15 protein-coding genes and 2 tRNA genes are annotated in these 15,480 nt (G+C 72.3%); 6 read left to right on the top strand and 11 right to left on the bottom strand.

Going from position 1 to position 15,480, the window contains the following annotated elements:
• Positions 1–72 precede the first annotated feature (72 nt).
• Complete coding sequence (hppD, locus tag ABB07_RS23685) at positions 73–1,218, bottom strand: 4-hydroxyphenylpyruvate dioxygenase (protein ID WP_208900591.1); 1,146 nt, start codon at positions 1,216–1,218, stop codon at positions 73–75.
• A 122-nt stretch (positions 1,219–1,340) separates the two neighbouring features.
• Here hppD and ABB07_RS23680 point away from each other — a divergent pair, with 122 nt between their 5' ends.
• The 3 genes from ABB07_RS23680 to ABB07_RS23670 all read left to right on the top strand — a co-directional run bounded on the left by ABB07_RS23680 (position 1,341) and on the right by ABB07_RS23670 (position 2,570).
• Positions 1,341–1,814: an Lrp/AsnC family transcriptional regulator gene (locus ABB07_RS23680; protein WP_208900590.1), complete on the top strand. Its 474-nt coding sequence runs from the start codon at positions 1,341–1,343 to the stop codon at positions 1,812–1,814.
• A gap of 79 nt (positions 1,815–1,893) precedes the next feature.
• Positions 1,894–2,133: a ribbon-helix-helix domain-containing protein gene (locus ABB07_RS23675; protein WP_208900589.1), complete on the top strand. Its 240-nt coding sequence runs from the start codon at positions 1,894–1,896 to the stop codon at positions 2,131–2,133.
• A gap of 11 nt (positions 2,134–2,144) precedes the next feature.
• Entirely contained in the window at positions 2,145–2,570 is a 426-nt protein-coding gene (locus tag ABB07_RS23670) for a type II toxin-antitoxin system VapC family toxin (protein WP_208900588.1), read from the top strand.
• A 37-nt stretch (positions 2,571–2,607) separates the two neighbouring features.
• Here the strand turns inward: ABB07_RS23670 and ABB07_RS23665 are convergent, their stop codons facing one another.
• Genes ABB07_RS23665 through ABB07_RS23655 form a run of 3 tightly spaced genes read right to left on the bottom strand, consistent with a single transcriptional unit; the run spans position 2,608 to position 5,284 of the window.
• A complete protein-coding gene (locus ABB07_RS23665) occupies positions 2,608–3,399 on the bottom strand; it encodes a S16 family serine protease (protein WP_208900587.1) in 792 nt (263 codons plus the stop codon).
• Positions 3,400–3,431: 32 nt separating this feature from the next.
• A complete protein-coding gene (gene menC / locus ABB07_RS23660; RefSeq protein ID WP_208900586.1) occupies positions 3,432–4,541 on the bottom strand; it encodes an o-succinylbenzoate synthase in 1,110 nt (369 codons plus the stop codon).
• Positions 4,538–5,284, bottom strand: coding sequence for a chorismate synthase (locus tag ABB07_RS23655; RefSeq protein WP_208900585.1), 747 nt, complete (start codon positions 5,282–5,284; stop codon positions 4,538–4,540). The genes menC and ABB07_RS23655 overlap by 4 nt, the downstream gene beginning before the upstream one ends.
• A gap of 103 nt (positions 5,285–5,387) precedes the next feature.
• On the opposite strand from ABB07_RS23655, the gene ABB07_RS23650 reads away from it, so the two are divergent.
• Positions 5,388–6,941: a PucR family transcriptional regulator gene (locus tag ABB07_RS23650; RefSeq protein WP_208900584.1), complete on the top strand. Its 1,554-nt coding sequence runs from the start codon at positions 5,388–5,390 to the stop codon at positions 6,939–6,941.
• On the opposite strand, the gene dapE is transcribed toward ABB07_RS23650, so the two are convergent.
• The 7 genes from dapE to ABB07_RS23615 form a co-directional block, all read right to left on the bottom strand.
• Complete coding sequence (dapE, locus tag ABB07_RS23645; RefSeq protein ID WP_208900583.1) at positions 6,922–7,992, bottom strand: succinyl-diaminopimelate desuccinylase; 1,071 nt, start codon at positions 7,990–7,992, stop codon at positions 6,922–6,924. The genes ABB07_RS23650 and dapE overlap by 20 nt on opposite strands.
• Positions 7,989–9,464 (bottom strand): amino acid permease, encoded by a 1,476-nt coding sequence (locus ABB07_RS23640; RefSeq protein ID WP_208900582.1) that lies wholly within the window; start codon positions 9,462–9,464, stop codon positions 7,989–7,991. The genes dapE and ABB07_RS23640 overlap by 4 nt, the downstream gene beginning before the upstream one ends.
• 388 nt (positions 9,465–9,852) lie before the next feature.
• Complete coding sequence (locus tag ABB07_RS23635; RefSeq protein WP_055707718.1) at positions 9,853–10,494, bottom strand: IclR family transcriptional regulator; 642 nt, start codon at positions 10,492–10,494, stop codon at positions 9,853–9,855.
• A gap of 416 nt (positions 10,495–10,910) precedes the next feature.
• Positions 10,911–12,713, bottom strand: a complete 1,803-nt coding sequence (locus tag ABB07_RS23630) for a DEAD/DEAH box helicase (RefSeq protein WP_208900581.1) — start codon at positions 12,711–12,713, stop codon at positions 10,911–10,913.
• Positions 12,714–12,830: 117 nt separating this feature from the next.
• Complete coding sequence (locus tag ABB07_RS23625) at positions 12,831–13,205, bottom strand: type II toxin-antitoxin system death-on-curing family toxin (RefSeq protein WP_208900580.1); 375 nt, start codon at positions 13,203–13,205, stop codon at positions 12,831–12,833.
• Positions 13,202–13,402, bottom strand: coding sequence for a hypothetical protein (locus tag ABB07_RS23620; RefSeq protein WP_208900579.1), 201 nt, complete (start codon positions 13,400–13,402; stop codon positions 13,202–13,204). Before ABB07_RS23620 ends, ABB07_RS23625 begins: the two co-directional genes overlap by 4 nt.
• Before the next feature lie 50 nt (positions 13,403–13,452).
• Positions 13,453–14,883, bottom strand: coding sequence for an MFS transporter (locus tag ABB07_RS23615; RefSeq protein WP_208900578.1), 1,431 nt, complete (start codon positions 14,881–14,883; stop codon positions 13,453–13,455).
• Between the two features lie 175 nt (positions 14,884–15,058).
• On the opposite strand from ABB07_RS23615, the gene ABB07_RS23610 reads away from it, so the two are divergent.
• Positions 15,059–15,156: transfer RNA gene (locus ABB07_RS23610), tRNA-OTHER, on the top strand.
• Between the two features lie 17 nt (positions 15,157–15,173).
• Positions 15,174–15,248: transfer RNA gene (locus ABB07_RS23605), tRNA-Cys, on the top strand.
• Positions 15,249–15,480 lie beyond the last annotated feature (232 nt).

Here is a 15,480-nt window from a genome sequence, read left to right as displayed (position 1 = left end):
GAACCGCTGCCGGAGCGGGACGGCCACCGTGGTCACGTGGGCCGTCCCGCTCTTCTCCGCCCGGAACCGTTCCTACAGGTTGCCGCGCTTGGCCTGTTCGCGCTCGATCGCCTCGAACAGGGCCTTGAAGTTGCCCTTGCCGAAGCCCATCGAACCGTGCCGTTCGATGATCTCGAAGAAGACGGTCGGGCGGTCCTGGACCGGCTTGGTGAAGATCTGCAGCAGGTAGCCGTCCTCATCGCGGTCGGCGAGGATCTTCAGCTCGCGCAGGGTCTCGATCGGCACCCGGGTGTCGCCGACCCACTCGCCGAGGGTGTCGTAGTAGGAGTCGGGGGTGTCGAGGAACTCGACGCCGGCCGCGCGCATGGTGCGCACGGTCTGCACGATGTCGCCCGTGTTCAGCGCGATGTGCTGGACGCCGGCGCCGCCGTAGAACTCCAGGTACTCGTCGATCTGGGACTTCTTCTTGGCGATCGCGGGCTCGTTGATCGGGAACTTGACCTTGAGGGTGCCGTCCGCGACGACCTTCGACATCAGCGCGCTGTACTCGGTGGCGATGTCGTCGCCCACGAACTCCTTCATGTTCGTGAAGCCCATGACCTTGTTGTAGAACCCGACCCACTCGTTCATCCGGCCGAGTTCGACGTTGCCGACGCAGTGGTCGATGGCCTGGAAGGTGCGCTGGGCGGGCGGTGCGACCATCGGCCTGGCGGCGACGTAACCGGGCAGGTAGGGGCCGTCGTAGCCGGAGCGGTCGACCAGGGTGTGCCGGGTCTCGCCGTACGTGGCGATCGCGGCGAGGACGACGGTGCCGTGCTCGTCCTTCACCTCGTACGGCTCGGCGACGCCCCGCGCGCCGTGCTCGACGGCGTACGCGTACGCGGCGCGGGCGTCCGGCACCTCGATGGCCAGGTCGATGACGCCGTCGCCGTGCTCGGCCACGTGCCGGGCGAGGAAGTGGCCCCAGTCGGTGCTCGGCTTGATGACCGAGGTGAACACGAAGCGGGCGGAGCCGTTCTCGAGGACGTAACTGGCGGTCTCGCGGCTGCCGTTCTCCGGTCCGGAGTAGGCGACCAGCTGCATGCCGAAGGCGGTGGAGTAGTAGTGCGCCGCCTGCTTGGCGTTGCCCACGGCGAAGACGACCGCGTCCATTCCCTTGACCGGGAAGGGGTCGGCCTGCCGGGCGGTGTCGGGAGCGTGGTGAGTGGTCTGCGTCATAGCGGAAGGGTGGACCGGCCCTGCAAGGTGCGCAATAGTTTCCGCATTCACTGGGCAATCTGCCAGGTGATACGGCCGTCTCGGCGGTCTTTCTGTACAGGATGCTCACCCCTGGGGGTGCCGTGGCGATCGATCATCTGGACGGGCGGATCATCGTGCTCCTGGCCCGGGAGCCGCGCATCGGCGTGCTGGAGATGTCCCGGCGGCTCGGGGTCGCCCGGGGCACGGTGCAGGCGCGCCTGGACCGGCTGCAGTCGAACGGGGTCATCCGGGGATTCGGTCCGCAGGTCGATCCGGCGGCCCTCGGCTATCCCGTCACGGCCTTCGCCACGCTGCAGATCCGGCAGGGCCAGGGCGCCGACGTCCGGGCCCACCTGGCGACCGTGCCGGAGGTGCTGGAGCTGCTGACCACCACCGGCAGCGGCGACATGCTGTGCCGCCTGGTGGCCCGCTCCAACGCCGACCTCCAGCGGGTGATCGACCGGGTGGTCGGCTTCGAGGGCATCGTCCGGGCCTCCACGGCGATCGTCATGGAGAACCCGGTGCCGCTGCGGATCATCCCGTTGGTGGAGCAGGCGGCGGAGGAGGGGCCGTGAGCGGATGCGGAGGCGTCAATTCCGCGCATCGTGATTTCACCCTGGTGCATCAAGATGCGCGACTCCTACATTGGAATGCATGAGGACAACAGTCGACCTCCCCGAGGACCTGATCCAGGAAGCCAAGCTGCGGGCCGCACGCAGGCGCGTCACGGTCAGTGCGGTGATAGAGGATGCGCTGCGGGCGTCGTTCGCGCGGGATGTGGCGGCGGCCAGGAACATCGTCAACCTGCCCACCTACGGCAGCGGCGGGGTGCGCCCCGGCGTCGACCTCGACAACAACGCCGCGCTGCTCGACCTCATGGACGGTATCGAGTGATTCTCTGCGACGTGAACGTCCTGGTGTACGCCTTCCGCAAGGACCTCGACCAGCACGAGGCGTACAACCGGTGGCTCACCGCGCGACTCGAAAGCGACGAGCCCGTCGGACTCAGCTCAGTGATTCTCAGCGGCTTCGTACGCATCGTGACGCACCCGCGGATCTACCGCGATCCGGCACCTGTCGACGCCGCGCTGGACTTCGTCCAGACCCTGCGCGAGGCACCCACCACCATTCCCGTGGTGGAGGGCGCTCGCCACTGGGAGATCTTTGACCGGTTGTGCCGACGAGCGGGAGTCCGAGGCGGCCTCGTCTCCGACGCGTATCTCGCCGCCCTCTCCATCGAGTCCGGCGCCACCCTCTACTCCGCCGACCGCGACTTCGCCCGCTTCCCCGGTCTGCGCTGGCAGCATCCGATGGAAGAGGACGGGACCTGATCCACTGATCCGAGCCGGTTCCCCCGAAGGAACCGGCTCAGCAGCTCGGCACCGAACCGCTGCCCTTCTCCAGTGCGTTCAGCGCGTTCACCGCTCCCTTGAGCGTGGTGACCGGTACCAGTCGCAGGCCCTTGGGGAGTTCGGCCTTGGCGTCGGCGCACTCGGCCTTCGGGACCAGGAAGACGGTGGCGCCGTCGCGCCGGGCGGCCTGGGTCTTCAGGGCCACCCCGCCGACCGCGCCGACCGTGCCGGAGGCGTCGATCGTGCCCGTGCCGGCGATGGTGCGGCCGCCGGTGAGGTCGCCGCCGCTGCCGTCGCCGTGCAGCTTGTCGATGATCCCCAGGGTGAACAGCAGGCCCGCGCTGGGCCCGCCCACGTCGGCGAGCTTCAGCGTGACGTTGACCTTGTCGGCGCTCAGCCCGAGGTACTTCAGCGCCGCCCGGGTCGCCGCGTCCTGCGACTGCTGCATCTGCGCCGCGTTGTGCTTCTCGATCTCCTTGACGGTGTTCCCGCTCGGGTAGACCGCGTCGCGCGGCATGACGGCCCGGTCGGTGCGGAACCAGTTGCCGAGCACGTCGCCCAGGGTCACCCTGGCGTCCGGTCCGGTCGCCTCGATCGTGACCATCCGCAACTGCCCGCTGGTCCTCCGGGCCGGCGCGCCGGAGACGGTGATCACCTGGGTGCCCCGGTTCTCACCGAGCACGTTCGCCGTCATCCCCGGCTGCGCCACCGAGAACGGCAGCGGCGCGAACGCCGCCGTGGCCAGCAGGGCCACGACGGGCGCGGCGCAGACGGCTACGGCCTGGGGACGCGTGAGACGTGAGAGCACGGGATCAATCTAACGTGACCACCAGCTGTGCCTTATGCCGCGTACAGGTCCCGTCGCTGACGGGTGAAGCGGCGCAGGGCCTCCGGGAGGGGCTCGATGCCGATTCCGGGGGTGGCAGGGACCGGCAGGTGGCCGTCCTGAAGGACGAACGGCTCGGTGATGTCCTCGGCGAAGTAGCGGGAGGAGGCGGAGGTGTCCCCCGGGAGGGTGAAGCCGGGTAGGGCGGCCAGGGCCAGGTTGGGGGCGCGGCCGATACCGGTCTCCAGCATGCCGCCGCACCACACCGGGACGCCGTGCGCGTGCGCCACGTCGTGCACCCGGCGGGCCTCCAGGTAGCCGCCGACCCGGGCGGGCTTGACGTTCACCACCCGGCAGGCGTCCATCGCGATCGCGGCGGCGGTGTCGGAGGCGTGGTGCAGGGACTCGTCCAGGCAGACCGGCGTACGCAGCCGCCGCTGCAGCTGGGCGTGGGCGTGCAGGTTGTTCTCCTCCAGCGGCTCCTCGATCAGCAGCAGCCCGAAGTCGTCGAGGCGCCGCAGGTGCTCGGCGTCCGCGAGGGTGTAGGCGGTGTTGGCGTCGACCTGCAGGGGAAGGGCGTCGCCGAAGCGCTCGCGCACCGCCCGGACCGGCTCCACGTCCCAGCCCGGCTCGATCTTCAGCTTGATGCGGACGTAGCCCTCGGCGAGGTACCGCTCGACGTCGTCCAGCAGCTCCGGCACCGAGTTCTTGATGCCGACCGACACCCCGGCGGGCACCCGGTCCCGTACGGCGCCGAGAAACACGGCGAGCGGCATGCCGTACGAGCGCAGCTCCGCGTCCAGCAGGGCCGTCTCCAGGGCCGCCTTCGCCAGTTCGTGGCCCTTGATCCTCGCCAGGGCGGGAGCGAGCGCGGCCGTCGTGAGGTCCGGGAGGGCGGTCACGCGCGGGATCAGGAAGTCGCGCAGCACGATCTCGGCGCCGGCGACGAACTCCGAGCAGTACAGCGGCTCGGGGTCGGCGGCGAACTCCGACCAGCCCTCGGCGGAGTCGGTGACGACGTGCAGGAGGAAGGTGTCCTTGGTCGTCATCGTCCCGAACGACGTACGGAAGGGCGTGACCAGCGGGATCGCGACGTGCACGATCTCGACGCGCTCCAGTTTCACAGGGCCTCCGTCCGGGTCAGCGTGTACCAGCCGTCGCGGGACATCCCGGTGGCCCGGAAGCCGTCCGCGAAGGCCGTCAGGAACACCTCGCGCACCGCGTGCCGCCAGCGCAGCGCCAGGGCCGGGTCGGCGGCGCGCAGCTTGACGATGTCCTCGGGCACCCTGCACCACAGGTGCCGGTCGTCGCGGCGGGCGAGGGGGTCGCCGTCGGGGGCGGTGGCGGTGACCGGTCCGCGGGGTCCGGCGTCGTACGACACCCTGGGCGCGCCCAGGTCCCAGCTGACCGTCAGCCGGTCGCTCTCGTCGCCGTCGTTCACGCCGTCGGTCATCGGGCCGTAGAAGTCGACCAGGTACTCCGTGCCGGTGGCGCCCAGCTTGGCCAGGTTGAAGCGGGCGTTGCGGCCGACCAGCGGATCGAAGGTCCAGCGCATGGTGCGGGCGCCCAGGCCGAGGGCCCAGTCACGCTGGGCCAGCTTCACGGCGTGCCCGAGCCCCCGGTCGGCGGCGGCCACCAGCGAGTAGGTGCTGCGGTCGGCGCCCAGGACGGCGACGGACGCGCCCGCGAGCCGCTGCCCGTCGTACGCGGCGTGGACCGCGCCACCGGCGTGCACCAGGCTGTGCAGGACCTCGGCCGGGTAGGGCGGGGCGGTGCGGGGCGTCTGCCAGACGTCGCTGAAGTGGTCGGCCACGGCCGCGAGGGAGGCGACGTCATGGACGGTACGGATGGTGACTCCTGCTGTCATGGCACGAGTCTCGGAGGGCCGGGCCCGGCGCGCGTTGTGCGAGCGGCCAACACGGGCGTACGTTCGTTTCACCATCCGCCAACAGCCTGCTGGGGGTACTCCCATGGACGCCTGCACCCTCGGTGACCTCCTGGACGTCGTCGGCGGCCCCGCCCTGCGCCTGCACACGGCCCCCGCCGGGCAGGCCGTGCCGGTCACCGAGGCGGTGCTGCACGACGGCCGTATCCCGCTGCCCCGGCTGCCCGGCGCCCTGCTGCTCGCGGTCGGCGTCGCGGCGGCGGAGTGCGGGCCGCTGCTCCGGGCGGCTGCCGAGGCCGGGCTGACCGGGGTGGTGGTGCGCGGCGCGGACGGCCCGGTCGCGGAGGCGGAGGCGCACGGCGTGGCCCTGCTGTCGGTGGCGGAGGACGCCGCCTGGCACCACGTGCATCTGCTGCTGGCCTCGGCCATCGCCGCCCGGCCCGCCGCCGCGGCGGCCGACAGCGGGCTGGGCGACCTGTTCGCACTGGCCGACGCGATCGCGACGGCGACCGGCGGGGCCACGGCCATCGAGGACCCCCGGCAGCGGATCCTCGCCTACTCGACCGTCCCCGGTCAGCCGGTGGACGAGGACCGCCGGCAGGGCATCCTCGGCCGGCAGGTGCCCGCCAGCGCGGAGAACACCGAGCAGTACCGCCGGCTGTTCGCCGCCGACCGCCCGCTGCGGCTGCCCGCGCTGGCCGCCGGGGACCTGCCCCGCCTCGCGATGCCGGTGCGGGCCGGCGGGGAGACGCTCGGCTCGGTGTGGGTGATCGACGGCGGCTCGCTCGCCCCGGACGCCGAGGACACCCTCGCCCAGGGCGCCTCCACGGCCGCCCTGCTCCTGCTGCGGGCGCGCGCGGCCCGGGAACTGGCCCGGCACCGGGGCAGCGAACTGCTGCGCCGGCTGCTGGACGGCACGGCGGCGGACGCGGCCACGGCCGCCGAGCGCCTGGGCCTCACCGGGCCCGCCCGGGTGGCGGCCTTCGTGCTGGACTCGGCCGCGAGCGTCCCCGACGCCGAGCGCACGGCGCTGCGCCTGCTGGACGTCGTACGGCTTCAGTGCGAGGCCCGCTACGGGCGGCACGCGGGCGTCCTGGTGGACGGGGTGGTGTACGCGGTGCTGCCCGGCCCGGGGGAACGGCACAAGCGGCTGGCCGAGGACATCGTGGCGCGGGCCGGGCAGGCGCTGCGGGTGCCGGTGCGGGCGGCGCTCGGCGAGGTCGTCCCGGACGCGGCGGGACTCGCGGACTCCCGGGCGGACGCGGATCTGGTGCTGCGGGTGCTGGACGCGGAGCTGCCGGTGGCCGGCGTGGACGAGGTACGGCCCCGCGTCACGCTGCTGCGGCTGGCCGAAGTGATGGGTGAGCGGCGGGAGTTGACCGCGGGCGCCTGGCAGCGGGTGCTGGCGTACGACGCCGCGCACGGCACGGAGTACGCCCGCACCCTGGTCTGCTGGTTCGACGCGGGCTGCGACATGGCGGGCGCGGCGAAGCTGCTCGCCGTCCACCCCAACACCTGCCGCTACCGCCTGAGGCAGCTCCAGCAGCACGCCGGGGTCGACCTGGACGACCCCGACGAGCGGCTGGTGCTCTGGCTTCAGTTGCGGGTGCTGGCGGGGCTCACCGGAGCCACCGCCTGAGCCGGTCCTCGCACCGCCGGAGGTGCTCCACGGGGACGTACTCCCCCGCCGTGTGGGCGAGGGAGGGGTCCCCGGGGCCGTAGTTGAGCGCGGGCACGCCCAGCGCGGCGAACCGGGCGACGTCGGTCCAGCCGAGCTTGGGCCGGGGCTCGGCACCGAGCGCGGCGACTAGGGCGCCGATCCGGTCCAGGTGCGGCAGCGCGCCGCCGACGACCTCGGTGAGGCGCACCTCGTACTCCGGGAAGAGCGAGCGCACGTACGCCTCGGCCTCCTCAGGTGAACGGCTCGGCGCGAAGCGGCAGTTGACGGTGACGACGCACTCGTCCGGCACGACATTCCCGGCGACCCCGGCCCGTACGGCGACGGCGCTGAGCCCCTCCCGGTACTCCAGCCCGTCCACGAGGACCCGCTCGGGTGTGTGGTCGTCGAGCCGCCGCAGGACGGGTGCGGCCTTGTGGGCGGCGTTGACGCCCTGCCAGGCGCGGGCGGTGTGGGCGCGGGCGCCCTTGACCACGATGTCGGCGGTGAGGATGCCCTGGCAGCCGGCCTCCACGCCGGCGTCGGAGGGCTCCATGAGGACGGCGAGGGAGGCGTCGGCGAGCAGGTCGGGCCGCTCGGCGGCGATGCGGGCGAGCCCGTTGCGGTCCCCTTCGACCTCCTCGCACTCGTAGAAGACGTACGTGACATCGCGGACGGGCGCGGGCACGGTGGCCGCCAGCCGGAGCGCCACGGCCACCCCGCCCTTCATGTCGCAGGCGCCGAGCCCGTGCACCCGGTCGTCGGCGAGCCGGGAGGGCAGGTTCCCGGCGGCCGGGACGGTATCCAGGTGCCCGGCGATCAGGGCGCGTTCGCCGCGTCCGAGGTGGGTGCGGGCGACGACGGAGTCGCCGACCCGGTCGACGGTGAGGTGGGGCAGGGCGCGCAGGGCGGCCTCGACGGCGTCCGCGATCTCCGCCTCCCGTCCGCTCTCGGAGGGCAGGTCGACGAGGGCGCGGGTGAGGGTGACGACGTCGGCGGCGAGGTCGAGGGCGGGGGCGGCGGAGCCGGTCATGCGGGGTCTTCCTGAAGGCTCTGGGGGTTCTGGGAGCTGTTGAGCTTGCTGTGCCGGATGCCGTAGAGGCCGTAGACGACGAGCCCGGCCGCCATCCACGCCCCGAAGGCGATCCAGGTGTCGGCGCCCAGGCTGCCCAGCATGTAGACGCAGAAGCCGACACCGAGGAGCGGGGTGACGGGGGAGAACGGCACCCGGAAGGAGCGCGGGGTGCCGGGGCTGCGCCGGCGCAGCAGTACGACCGCCAGGTTGACCAGCATGAACGCGAACAGGGTGCCGATGCTGGTGGCGTCGGCGAGGCTGCCGAGCGGGACGAGGGCGGCGAGGACGGCGATGAACGCCGAGACGATCACGGTGTTGGCGCGGGGCACGCCGGTGCGGGGGTGCACCTTGGCGAACAGCGGCGGCACGAGCCCGTCCCGGGCCATGGCGAACAGGATGCGGATCTGCCCGTACTGCACGGTGAGCACCACGCTGGTGGTGGCCACGACGGCGCCGATGGACAGCAGGACGGGCCACAGGTTCCCGCCGCCGACGGACCGTACGAGCACCTCGCTGAGCGTGGCCTCGGTCCCCGCGAACTGCTTCCACGGCATGGCACCGAGCGCGGCGACCGCGACGAGGACGTACAGGGCGGTGACGAGGACGAGGGACAGGATGATCGCGCGCGGCAGGTCTCTTTGCGGGTTGCGTGCCTCCTCACCGGCGGTGGAGGCGGCGTCGAACCCGATGTAGGAGAAGAAGAGCGAGGCGGCTCCGGCACTCATGCCGGCGGCGCCCAGCGGGAAGAGGGGGTGGAAGTTCCCGGCGCGGAAGGCGGTGAAGGCGACGGCGCAGAACAGCACGAGGGCGGCGATCTTCACGCCGACCATGATGGTGTTGGCGACGGCGCTCTCCTTGGCCCCGCGCAGCAGGACGACCATGGCGAGTACGACGATGAGGGCGGCGGGGATGTTGAGGGTGCCCCCGGCCCCGGGCGGGGCGCTGAGCGAGTCGGGGAGGGTGACCCCGAAGGTGAGCTGGAGCAGCTCGTTGACGTACTGCCCCCAGCCCACGGCGACGGCGGCCACCGACACCCCGTACTCCAGGATCAGACACCAGCCGCACACCCAGGCGACCAGTTCGCCGAGGGTGGCGTAGGCGTAGCTGTACGACGACCCCGAGCCGGGGATCATGCCGGCCAGCTCGGCGTACGACAGCGCCGAGAACAGGGCGGTGACGCCGGCGAGGACGAAGGACACGACGATCGCCGGCCCCGCCTGGGGCACGGCCTGGCCCAGCACCACGAAGATGCCGGTGCCGAGGGTCGCTCCCACGCTGAGCAGCGTCAGCTGAGCCACGCCCATCGTCCGCTTCAGCGGGCTGCCGGCGGCCTCACCGACGAGTCGTTGCACCGGCTGACGCCGGGTGAGCCGACGCGTGCCGCTCGCGTCTCGTGCCGGGGCCTCCGGCCGGGTGCCTACTGTGTCCACCGCGCTGTTCCCTCCGCCTCGGGGCTGTATGGCCCTTGATGATGCGGAGGTGGGGGTGGGGTGGGGTGTGCGGATCGGCCAAAGGTGCGGGTTGGTGATTGGCCGGATGAGCAATGGGGTGGCAGGGGGTCGTGTGCCGGGTGCGGGTGCGCGGGGGCTGGTCGCGCAGTTCCCCGCGCCCCTTACGGGGCGCTCCGCCGCCGTAGCTGCGGGCAGTCGTGCCGCTGGGGCGGCACGGGTGGGCGGTGGGGGTCCCCCGCTCGAGCGAAGCCGAGAGTGGGGGAGGCACCCCGCGAGCGCGGGCGAGCGAGACCTACCCCCGGTCGGCACCAGTGCAGGTCAGCGAGTCAGTACAGGGCACCCGGCACACCGCTCAGCGCAGCCGGCGTCAGCGCAGCGCCTCCGCGACCTCCCGTGCCGCTTCCACCACCCTCGGCCCCACCCGCTCCGGTACGGAGTCCGCCAGCATGACGACGCCCACGCTGCCCTCGACGCCCGTGACGCCCACCAACGGCGCCGCGGCCCCGCTCGCCCCGGCTTCCAGCTCCCCGTGCGTGAGGGTGTACCCGGGATCCGCGGACGGCGACTGCCGGGCGGACAGGATCGCCTTGCCGGCCGCCCCCCGGTCCAGCGGATGCCGGAACCCGGCGCGATAGGCCACGTGATAGTCGGTCCAGGTCGGTTCGACGACGGCGACGGCCAGCGCCTCCGTCCCGTCCACCAGGGTCAGGTGCGCGGTGGCCCCGATGTCCTCGGCGAGCGACCGCAGTGCGGGCAACGCGGCCTCCCGCACCAGCGGATGCACCTGCCGGCCGAGCCGCAGCACCCCGAGCCCGACCCGGGCTCGCCCGCCCAAGTCGCGCCGTACGAGGGCGTGTTGTTCCAGCGTGGCGAGCAACCGGTACACCACGGTACGGTTCACGCCCAGTTTTGTGGACAGCTCGGTGACGGTCAGCCCGTGGTCGGTGTCGGCCAGCAGCTTGAGGACACGCAGTCCCCGATCGAGCGTCTGAGAGGTCTCCGCGGTCACGACGCCCACTCCTTCGGCGGTGAGGTCGGCGACCCCCTGAGCGGCGGATGCGTCGTCGAGTCCCGTCGGCGACGCGCTTCAGAGGCCGCCGATCGGCAGGACGCCCGGCGGCTCCGGGCCATGTCGCTTCACGGCTGCGCTCCGCGGCGGCGCTGCCACGGGGCGTGTGCGTAGCGGGACAGTAGCGAAGCCAGTTCGCTGAGCGGAAGTCTCCGTCCAGAATCCGGGCAAGACTACTTCCGGCCTGCCGCGATTCGTCCGGAAACGCACAGGCCCCAGGAACTGACAAAAGCCAATCCCTGGGGGGTCCGGGGCGAAGCCCCGCGCCGGCACCCGCCCAGCCGACCGAGACAGGTCGGTGGGTAAGCGGGTGGGCGGGTGGGCGGGCGGGCAGATATCGCCAACGCAGCGGAGCGTCACCGCATGCGCGTGGCCCACTCCTGCACCTTGGCGATCCGCTGCCGCAGCTGCCCCGCCGTGGCCTCCGCACTCGGCGGCCCCCCGCACACCCGCCGCAGCTCGGTGTGGATCACACCATGCGGCTTGCCACTCTGATGGACATACGCGCTGACCATGGTGTTCAGCTGCTTGCGCAGCTCCATCATCTCCTTGTGCGTGACCACCGGCCGCCGCTCGGCCGGCAGCTCCAGCAGGTCGGCCTCGCTGTCCGGCTTCTTCCGGCTGTGCGCGATCTGCCGGGCCTGCCGCTTCTGCAGCAGCAACTGCACCTGCTCGGGCTCCAGCAGCCCGGGAATGCCGAGGTAGTCCTGCTCCTCCTCGCTCCCCGGGTGCGCCTGCATGCCGAACTCGGCGCCGTCGTAGAGCACCCGGTCGAAGACGGCGTCGGACTCCAGCGCCTCGAAGGGCAGCATGTCCTGCTCGCCGGTGTCCTCGTCCTGCTGCTTGTTCGCCTCCTCCATCTCCTTCTCGGATTCGGCGTACGGGTCCTCCTCGCCCTCCTTCTTCGGCTTGTCGAGGGCGTGGTCCCGCTCCTTCTCCATCTCGTTGGCGAAGGTCAGCAGGTCGGGCACGGTCGGCAGGAAGACGGACGCGGTCTCGCCGCGCCGCCGGGACCGTACGAAACGCCCGACGGCCTGCGCGAAGAACAACGGAGTGGAGATGGTGGTCGCGTACACGCCCACCGCGAGCCGGGGCACGTCGACACCCTCCGACACCATGCGCACCGCGACCATCCAGCGGTCGTCGCTGCCGCTGAAGTCGTCGATCCTCTTCGACGCGCCGGCGTCGTCGGAGAGGACGAGCGTGGCCTTCGTCCCCGTGATCTCCCGGATCAGCTTGGCGTACGCACGCGCGGAGTCCTGGTCGGAGGCGATGACGAGGGCGCCGGCGTCCGGGATGGCCTTCCTGACCTCGGTCAGCCGCTGGTCGGCGGCGCGCAGCACGCTGGGCATCCAGTCGCCGCGCGGGTCGAGCGCCGTACGCCAGGCCTGGCTGATCGCGTCCTTGGTCATCGGCTCGCCGAGCCGGGCGGCGATCTCGTCACCGGCCTTGGTGCGCCAGCGCATGTTGCCGCTGTAGGAGAGGAAGATGACCGGCCGGACGACGCCGTCCGCCAGGGCGGACCCGTACCCGTAGGTGTAGTCCGCGGCCGAACGCCGGATGCCGGCGTTGTCCTCCTCGTACGTGACGAAGGGGATGGGGTTGGTGTCGGACCGGAAGGGCGTACCGGTCAGCGCGAGCCGGCGCGTGGCGGGTTCGAACGCCTCCAGGCAGGCCTCGCCCCAGGACTTGGAGTCACCGGCGTGGTGGATCTCGTCCAGGATCACCAGGGTCTTGCGCTGCTCCACCCGGTTGCGGTGCAGCATGGGCCGCACGCCGACGCCCGCGTAGGTGACCGCGACGCCGTCGTACTCCCGGCCGAGGGGTCCCGCGCTGTACTCGGGATCGAGCTTGATGCCTATCCGTCCGGCCGCCTCGGCCCACTGCTTCTTCAGGTGCTCGGTCGGCGCGACCACGGTCACCTGCTGCACGACGTGGTGGTGCAGCAGCCAGGAGGCCAGCGTCAGCGCGAAGGTGGTCTTGCCGGCGCCGGGCGTGGCGACGGCGAGGAAGTCACGCGGCTGCTCCTGGATGTACTTCTCCATCGCCCCCTGCTGCCAGGCACGCAGCTTGCTGGCGGTACCCCAGGGCGCGCGGCCCGGGAAGGCGGGCGACAGGTGGTGGGAGTGGGAGGAGGAGGTGGCGGCGGTGGTAGTCACGGTCTCCGTTTATGGGGCTGGGCGGCTCGGCTACGTATGACAACCGGGCCACCCTACCGGCGCCCCGACGGTGTCAACGCCCGGACGAGGCCGGGTCGCCCGTGGGTGGGACCCACGTCACAGCTGCCGCAGTCGCCCCGCGATCACCGCGACATCACCGAGGTCGCCGGAGGCCACATCGCTGACCAGGTCGTACGCGGCGTCCTGGTCGACGCCGGCGAGATCCACACCGTTGACGGCGAGGAAGGTGGCGGTGGCGAGCCAGGCGGTGCGCTTGTTGCCGTCGACCAGGGGGTGGTTGGCGGCGAGGGCGTGCAACAGGGCGGCGGCCTGGTCGGACAGGTCCTCGTACGCGGCCGTACCGAACATCCGGGCCCGCGGCCGGTGTACGGCCGAGGCCAGCAGCCCGGGTTCACGCGCCTCGGGCGGCCGGCCACCGAAGGCGATCTCGGCGATGGCGGTGACCTCGGCCACGGTGAGATGGCGGCTCATTCGCCCAGCCTCCGCAGCAGGTCGGCGTGGCCGCGCGCAAGGCGCTCGGCATGGGTGCGGACGACCGCCCGCTCCTCGTCCAGATACCGGTGTACGGCCGCCATGGCGACCTCGTCGGTCCGGCGGCCGGTGGCGTCGGCGAGGTCGTCCAGCGCCTGCCGGGTGGCGGGGTCGAGGACGACGGTCAGCTCGTGCATGGCGGAAGGCTAGCCGTGCGACAGGCCACCCGGCGACCGGTTTTCCCAGGTCACCGCGCCTTCAGCCGGGTCGTCACCCATGCCCCCACCAGCGCCACCCCCGCCATCGGCAGGAACACGGCGGCGAAGGCCGCGGGATGGGCGCCGGCGGTGCCCGTGGCCGTGGTGGTCGCGCTGCCGCCGCCCAGGGCCGCGAAGGCGGCGCCGGTCGCGGCGAGCAGGACGACGTTGGAGAGGGCGTCCGAGATCTGCAGCGCGGCGGAGTTGGCGCCGGCCTCCTCCGGGGCGGACAGCTGGAGCAGGAGCACGCTGGTGGACGAGATCACCAGGCCCATGCCGAAGCACCCGAAGGCCCAGGCGACGCCGACCGTCCAGACCGGCACGGAGTGCACGAGCACACCGGGCGCGGCGGTGATCGCGGCGGCGACCAGCACCATGCCGAGCGTCATCAGCCGTTCCCGGTACGGCTGCACGCGCGGCCGGGACTGCACCCAGGAGCCCAGCGCCCAGGTGCCGCCGCCCGCCGCCAGGGACAGCCCGGCGAGCATCGGCGACAGCCCGCGCTGGGTGACCAGCATCAGCGGCACGAAGGACTCGGCGGCGATGAAGGAACCGGCGGACAGACCGCGCAGGAGCACGACGGAGGGCAGGCCGCGAGCGGCCCGGTAGGTGCCGCGCGGCAGCAGTCCGAGGACGGCCGGCACGAGCAGGGCGGCGCCGGCCAGCCCGGGGAGCAGGGACAGCGGGCGCGGGTCCTGGGCGGCGTACTGCAGGAGGCCCGCGCCGAGGGAGATGCCGAGGGCGAGCCGGATCCGCCGCCGGTCGAAGGAGAGGGCGCCGGCCTCCTCGTCCACCGGGCCCGACGCCCTGCGCCGTATCTGCGGCAGGGCGAGGGCGAGCGGGAACACGACGAGCGCCGGAATGCCGAGGAAGACCCAGCGCCAGCCGAGGTGTTCGGTGACGGCGCCGGAGGCGAGGGGGCCGACGATGGACGGTACGACCCAGCCGGCCGCGAACGCCGCCATGATCGCGGGGCGCAGCCGCTCGGGGTAGGCGCGGCCGACGACGACGTACAGGGCGACGATGACCAGCCCGCCGCCGAGCCCCTGCACGGCCCGGCCGAGGATGAACACCCACATGACCTGCGCGGTCCCGGCGATGACCAGCCCCGCGGCGAAGGCTCCGATCCCCGTGGTCAGCGCCCCGAGCGGCCCGCGCCGGTCGGACCACTGGCCGGCCAGCACCATGCCGAACAGGCTGGTGGTGAAGTACCCGGAGAAGGCGAACGCGTACAGCGTCAGGCCGTCCAGTTCCCGCGCCGCGACCGGCATGGCCGTGCCGACGGCGGTGGCCTCGAAGGCGATCAGCAGCACGACGGAGACGATCCCGATGCTGAGCGCCCGGTGGGCCCGGCCCAGCACGCCGTCGTCCTGCCCGACGGGGTTGCGGACGGCGGCGGCACGCGACTCGAGGGCACTCATGGCGTCAGAGTAAGGCGCACAGTGCGGTATGACCCCTGTCGGTGGTCCTGCTCGCGCTGCGACCTTGGTCGTACGCCTCCGGCCGTTCATGAACGCCGTATGGCAGTCGCATTGCGGCCCGCCCGTTCCCCTTGAGCCCCTCTCCCCCGGCCCCCTACGGTTACTCCATCAACACGGCCGTGTGCCCGAGTGGTTCAGGGGCTCACCCGCGCTGCACCCAACAGCGAGCTCCGCTCGCGGGGAGTCACGCGGGTTCGCATCCCACCACGGCCGACACAACAACCGAACACGGCCGTGTGCCCGAGTGGTTCAGGGGCTCGCCTGCAAAGCGAGTTACGCGGGTTCAATTCCCGCCACGGCCTCCATAAGTAGCTTTGATCTGCATGTTCCTTGATCAAAGACTGCTCTCACAGCAAGGGACTCCCGTCCGAGACGGGGCTAGGTCAGTTGCTTGGTCCACTACCGACTGACCTAGCTCCACAGAGCGCCGTACGGCGCACAGGGAGCCCAAGTGACCAACCGAGCAGCCACACGTACACCTCTCCGGAGCGCGCTCAGGAAGCCTCAGAGCAGCGCTGAGCCGACACAGCCGACAGC

Origin of the sequence: Streptomyces incarnatus, assembly GCF_001027185.1 — a bacterium.
In the GTDB taxonomy this organism is placed as follows: Bacteria; Actinomycetota; Actinomycetes; order Streptomycetales; family Streptomycetaceae; genus Streptomyces; species Streptomyces puniciscabiei.
Note: the sequence above shows the minus strand (reverse complement) of the source record. Positions and strands in the feature narration are given on the sequence as shown.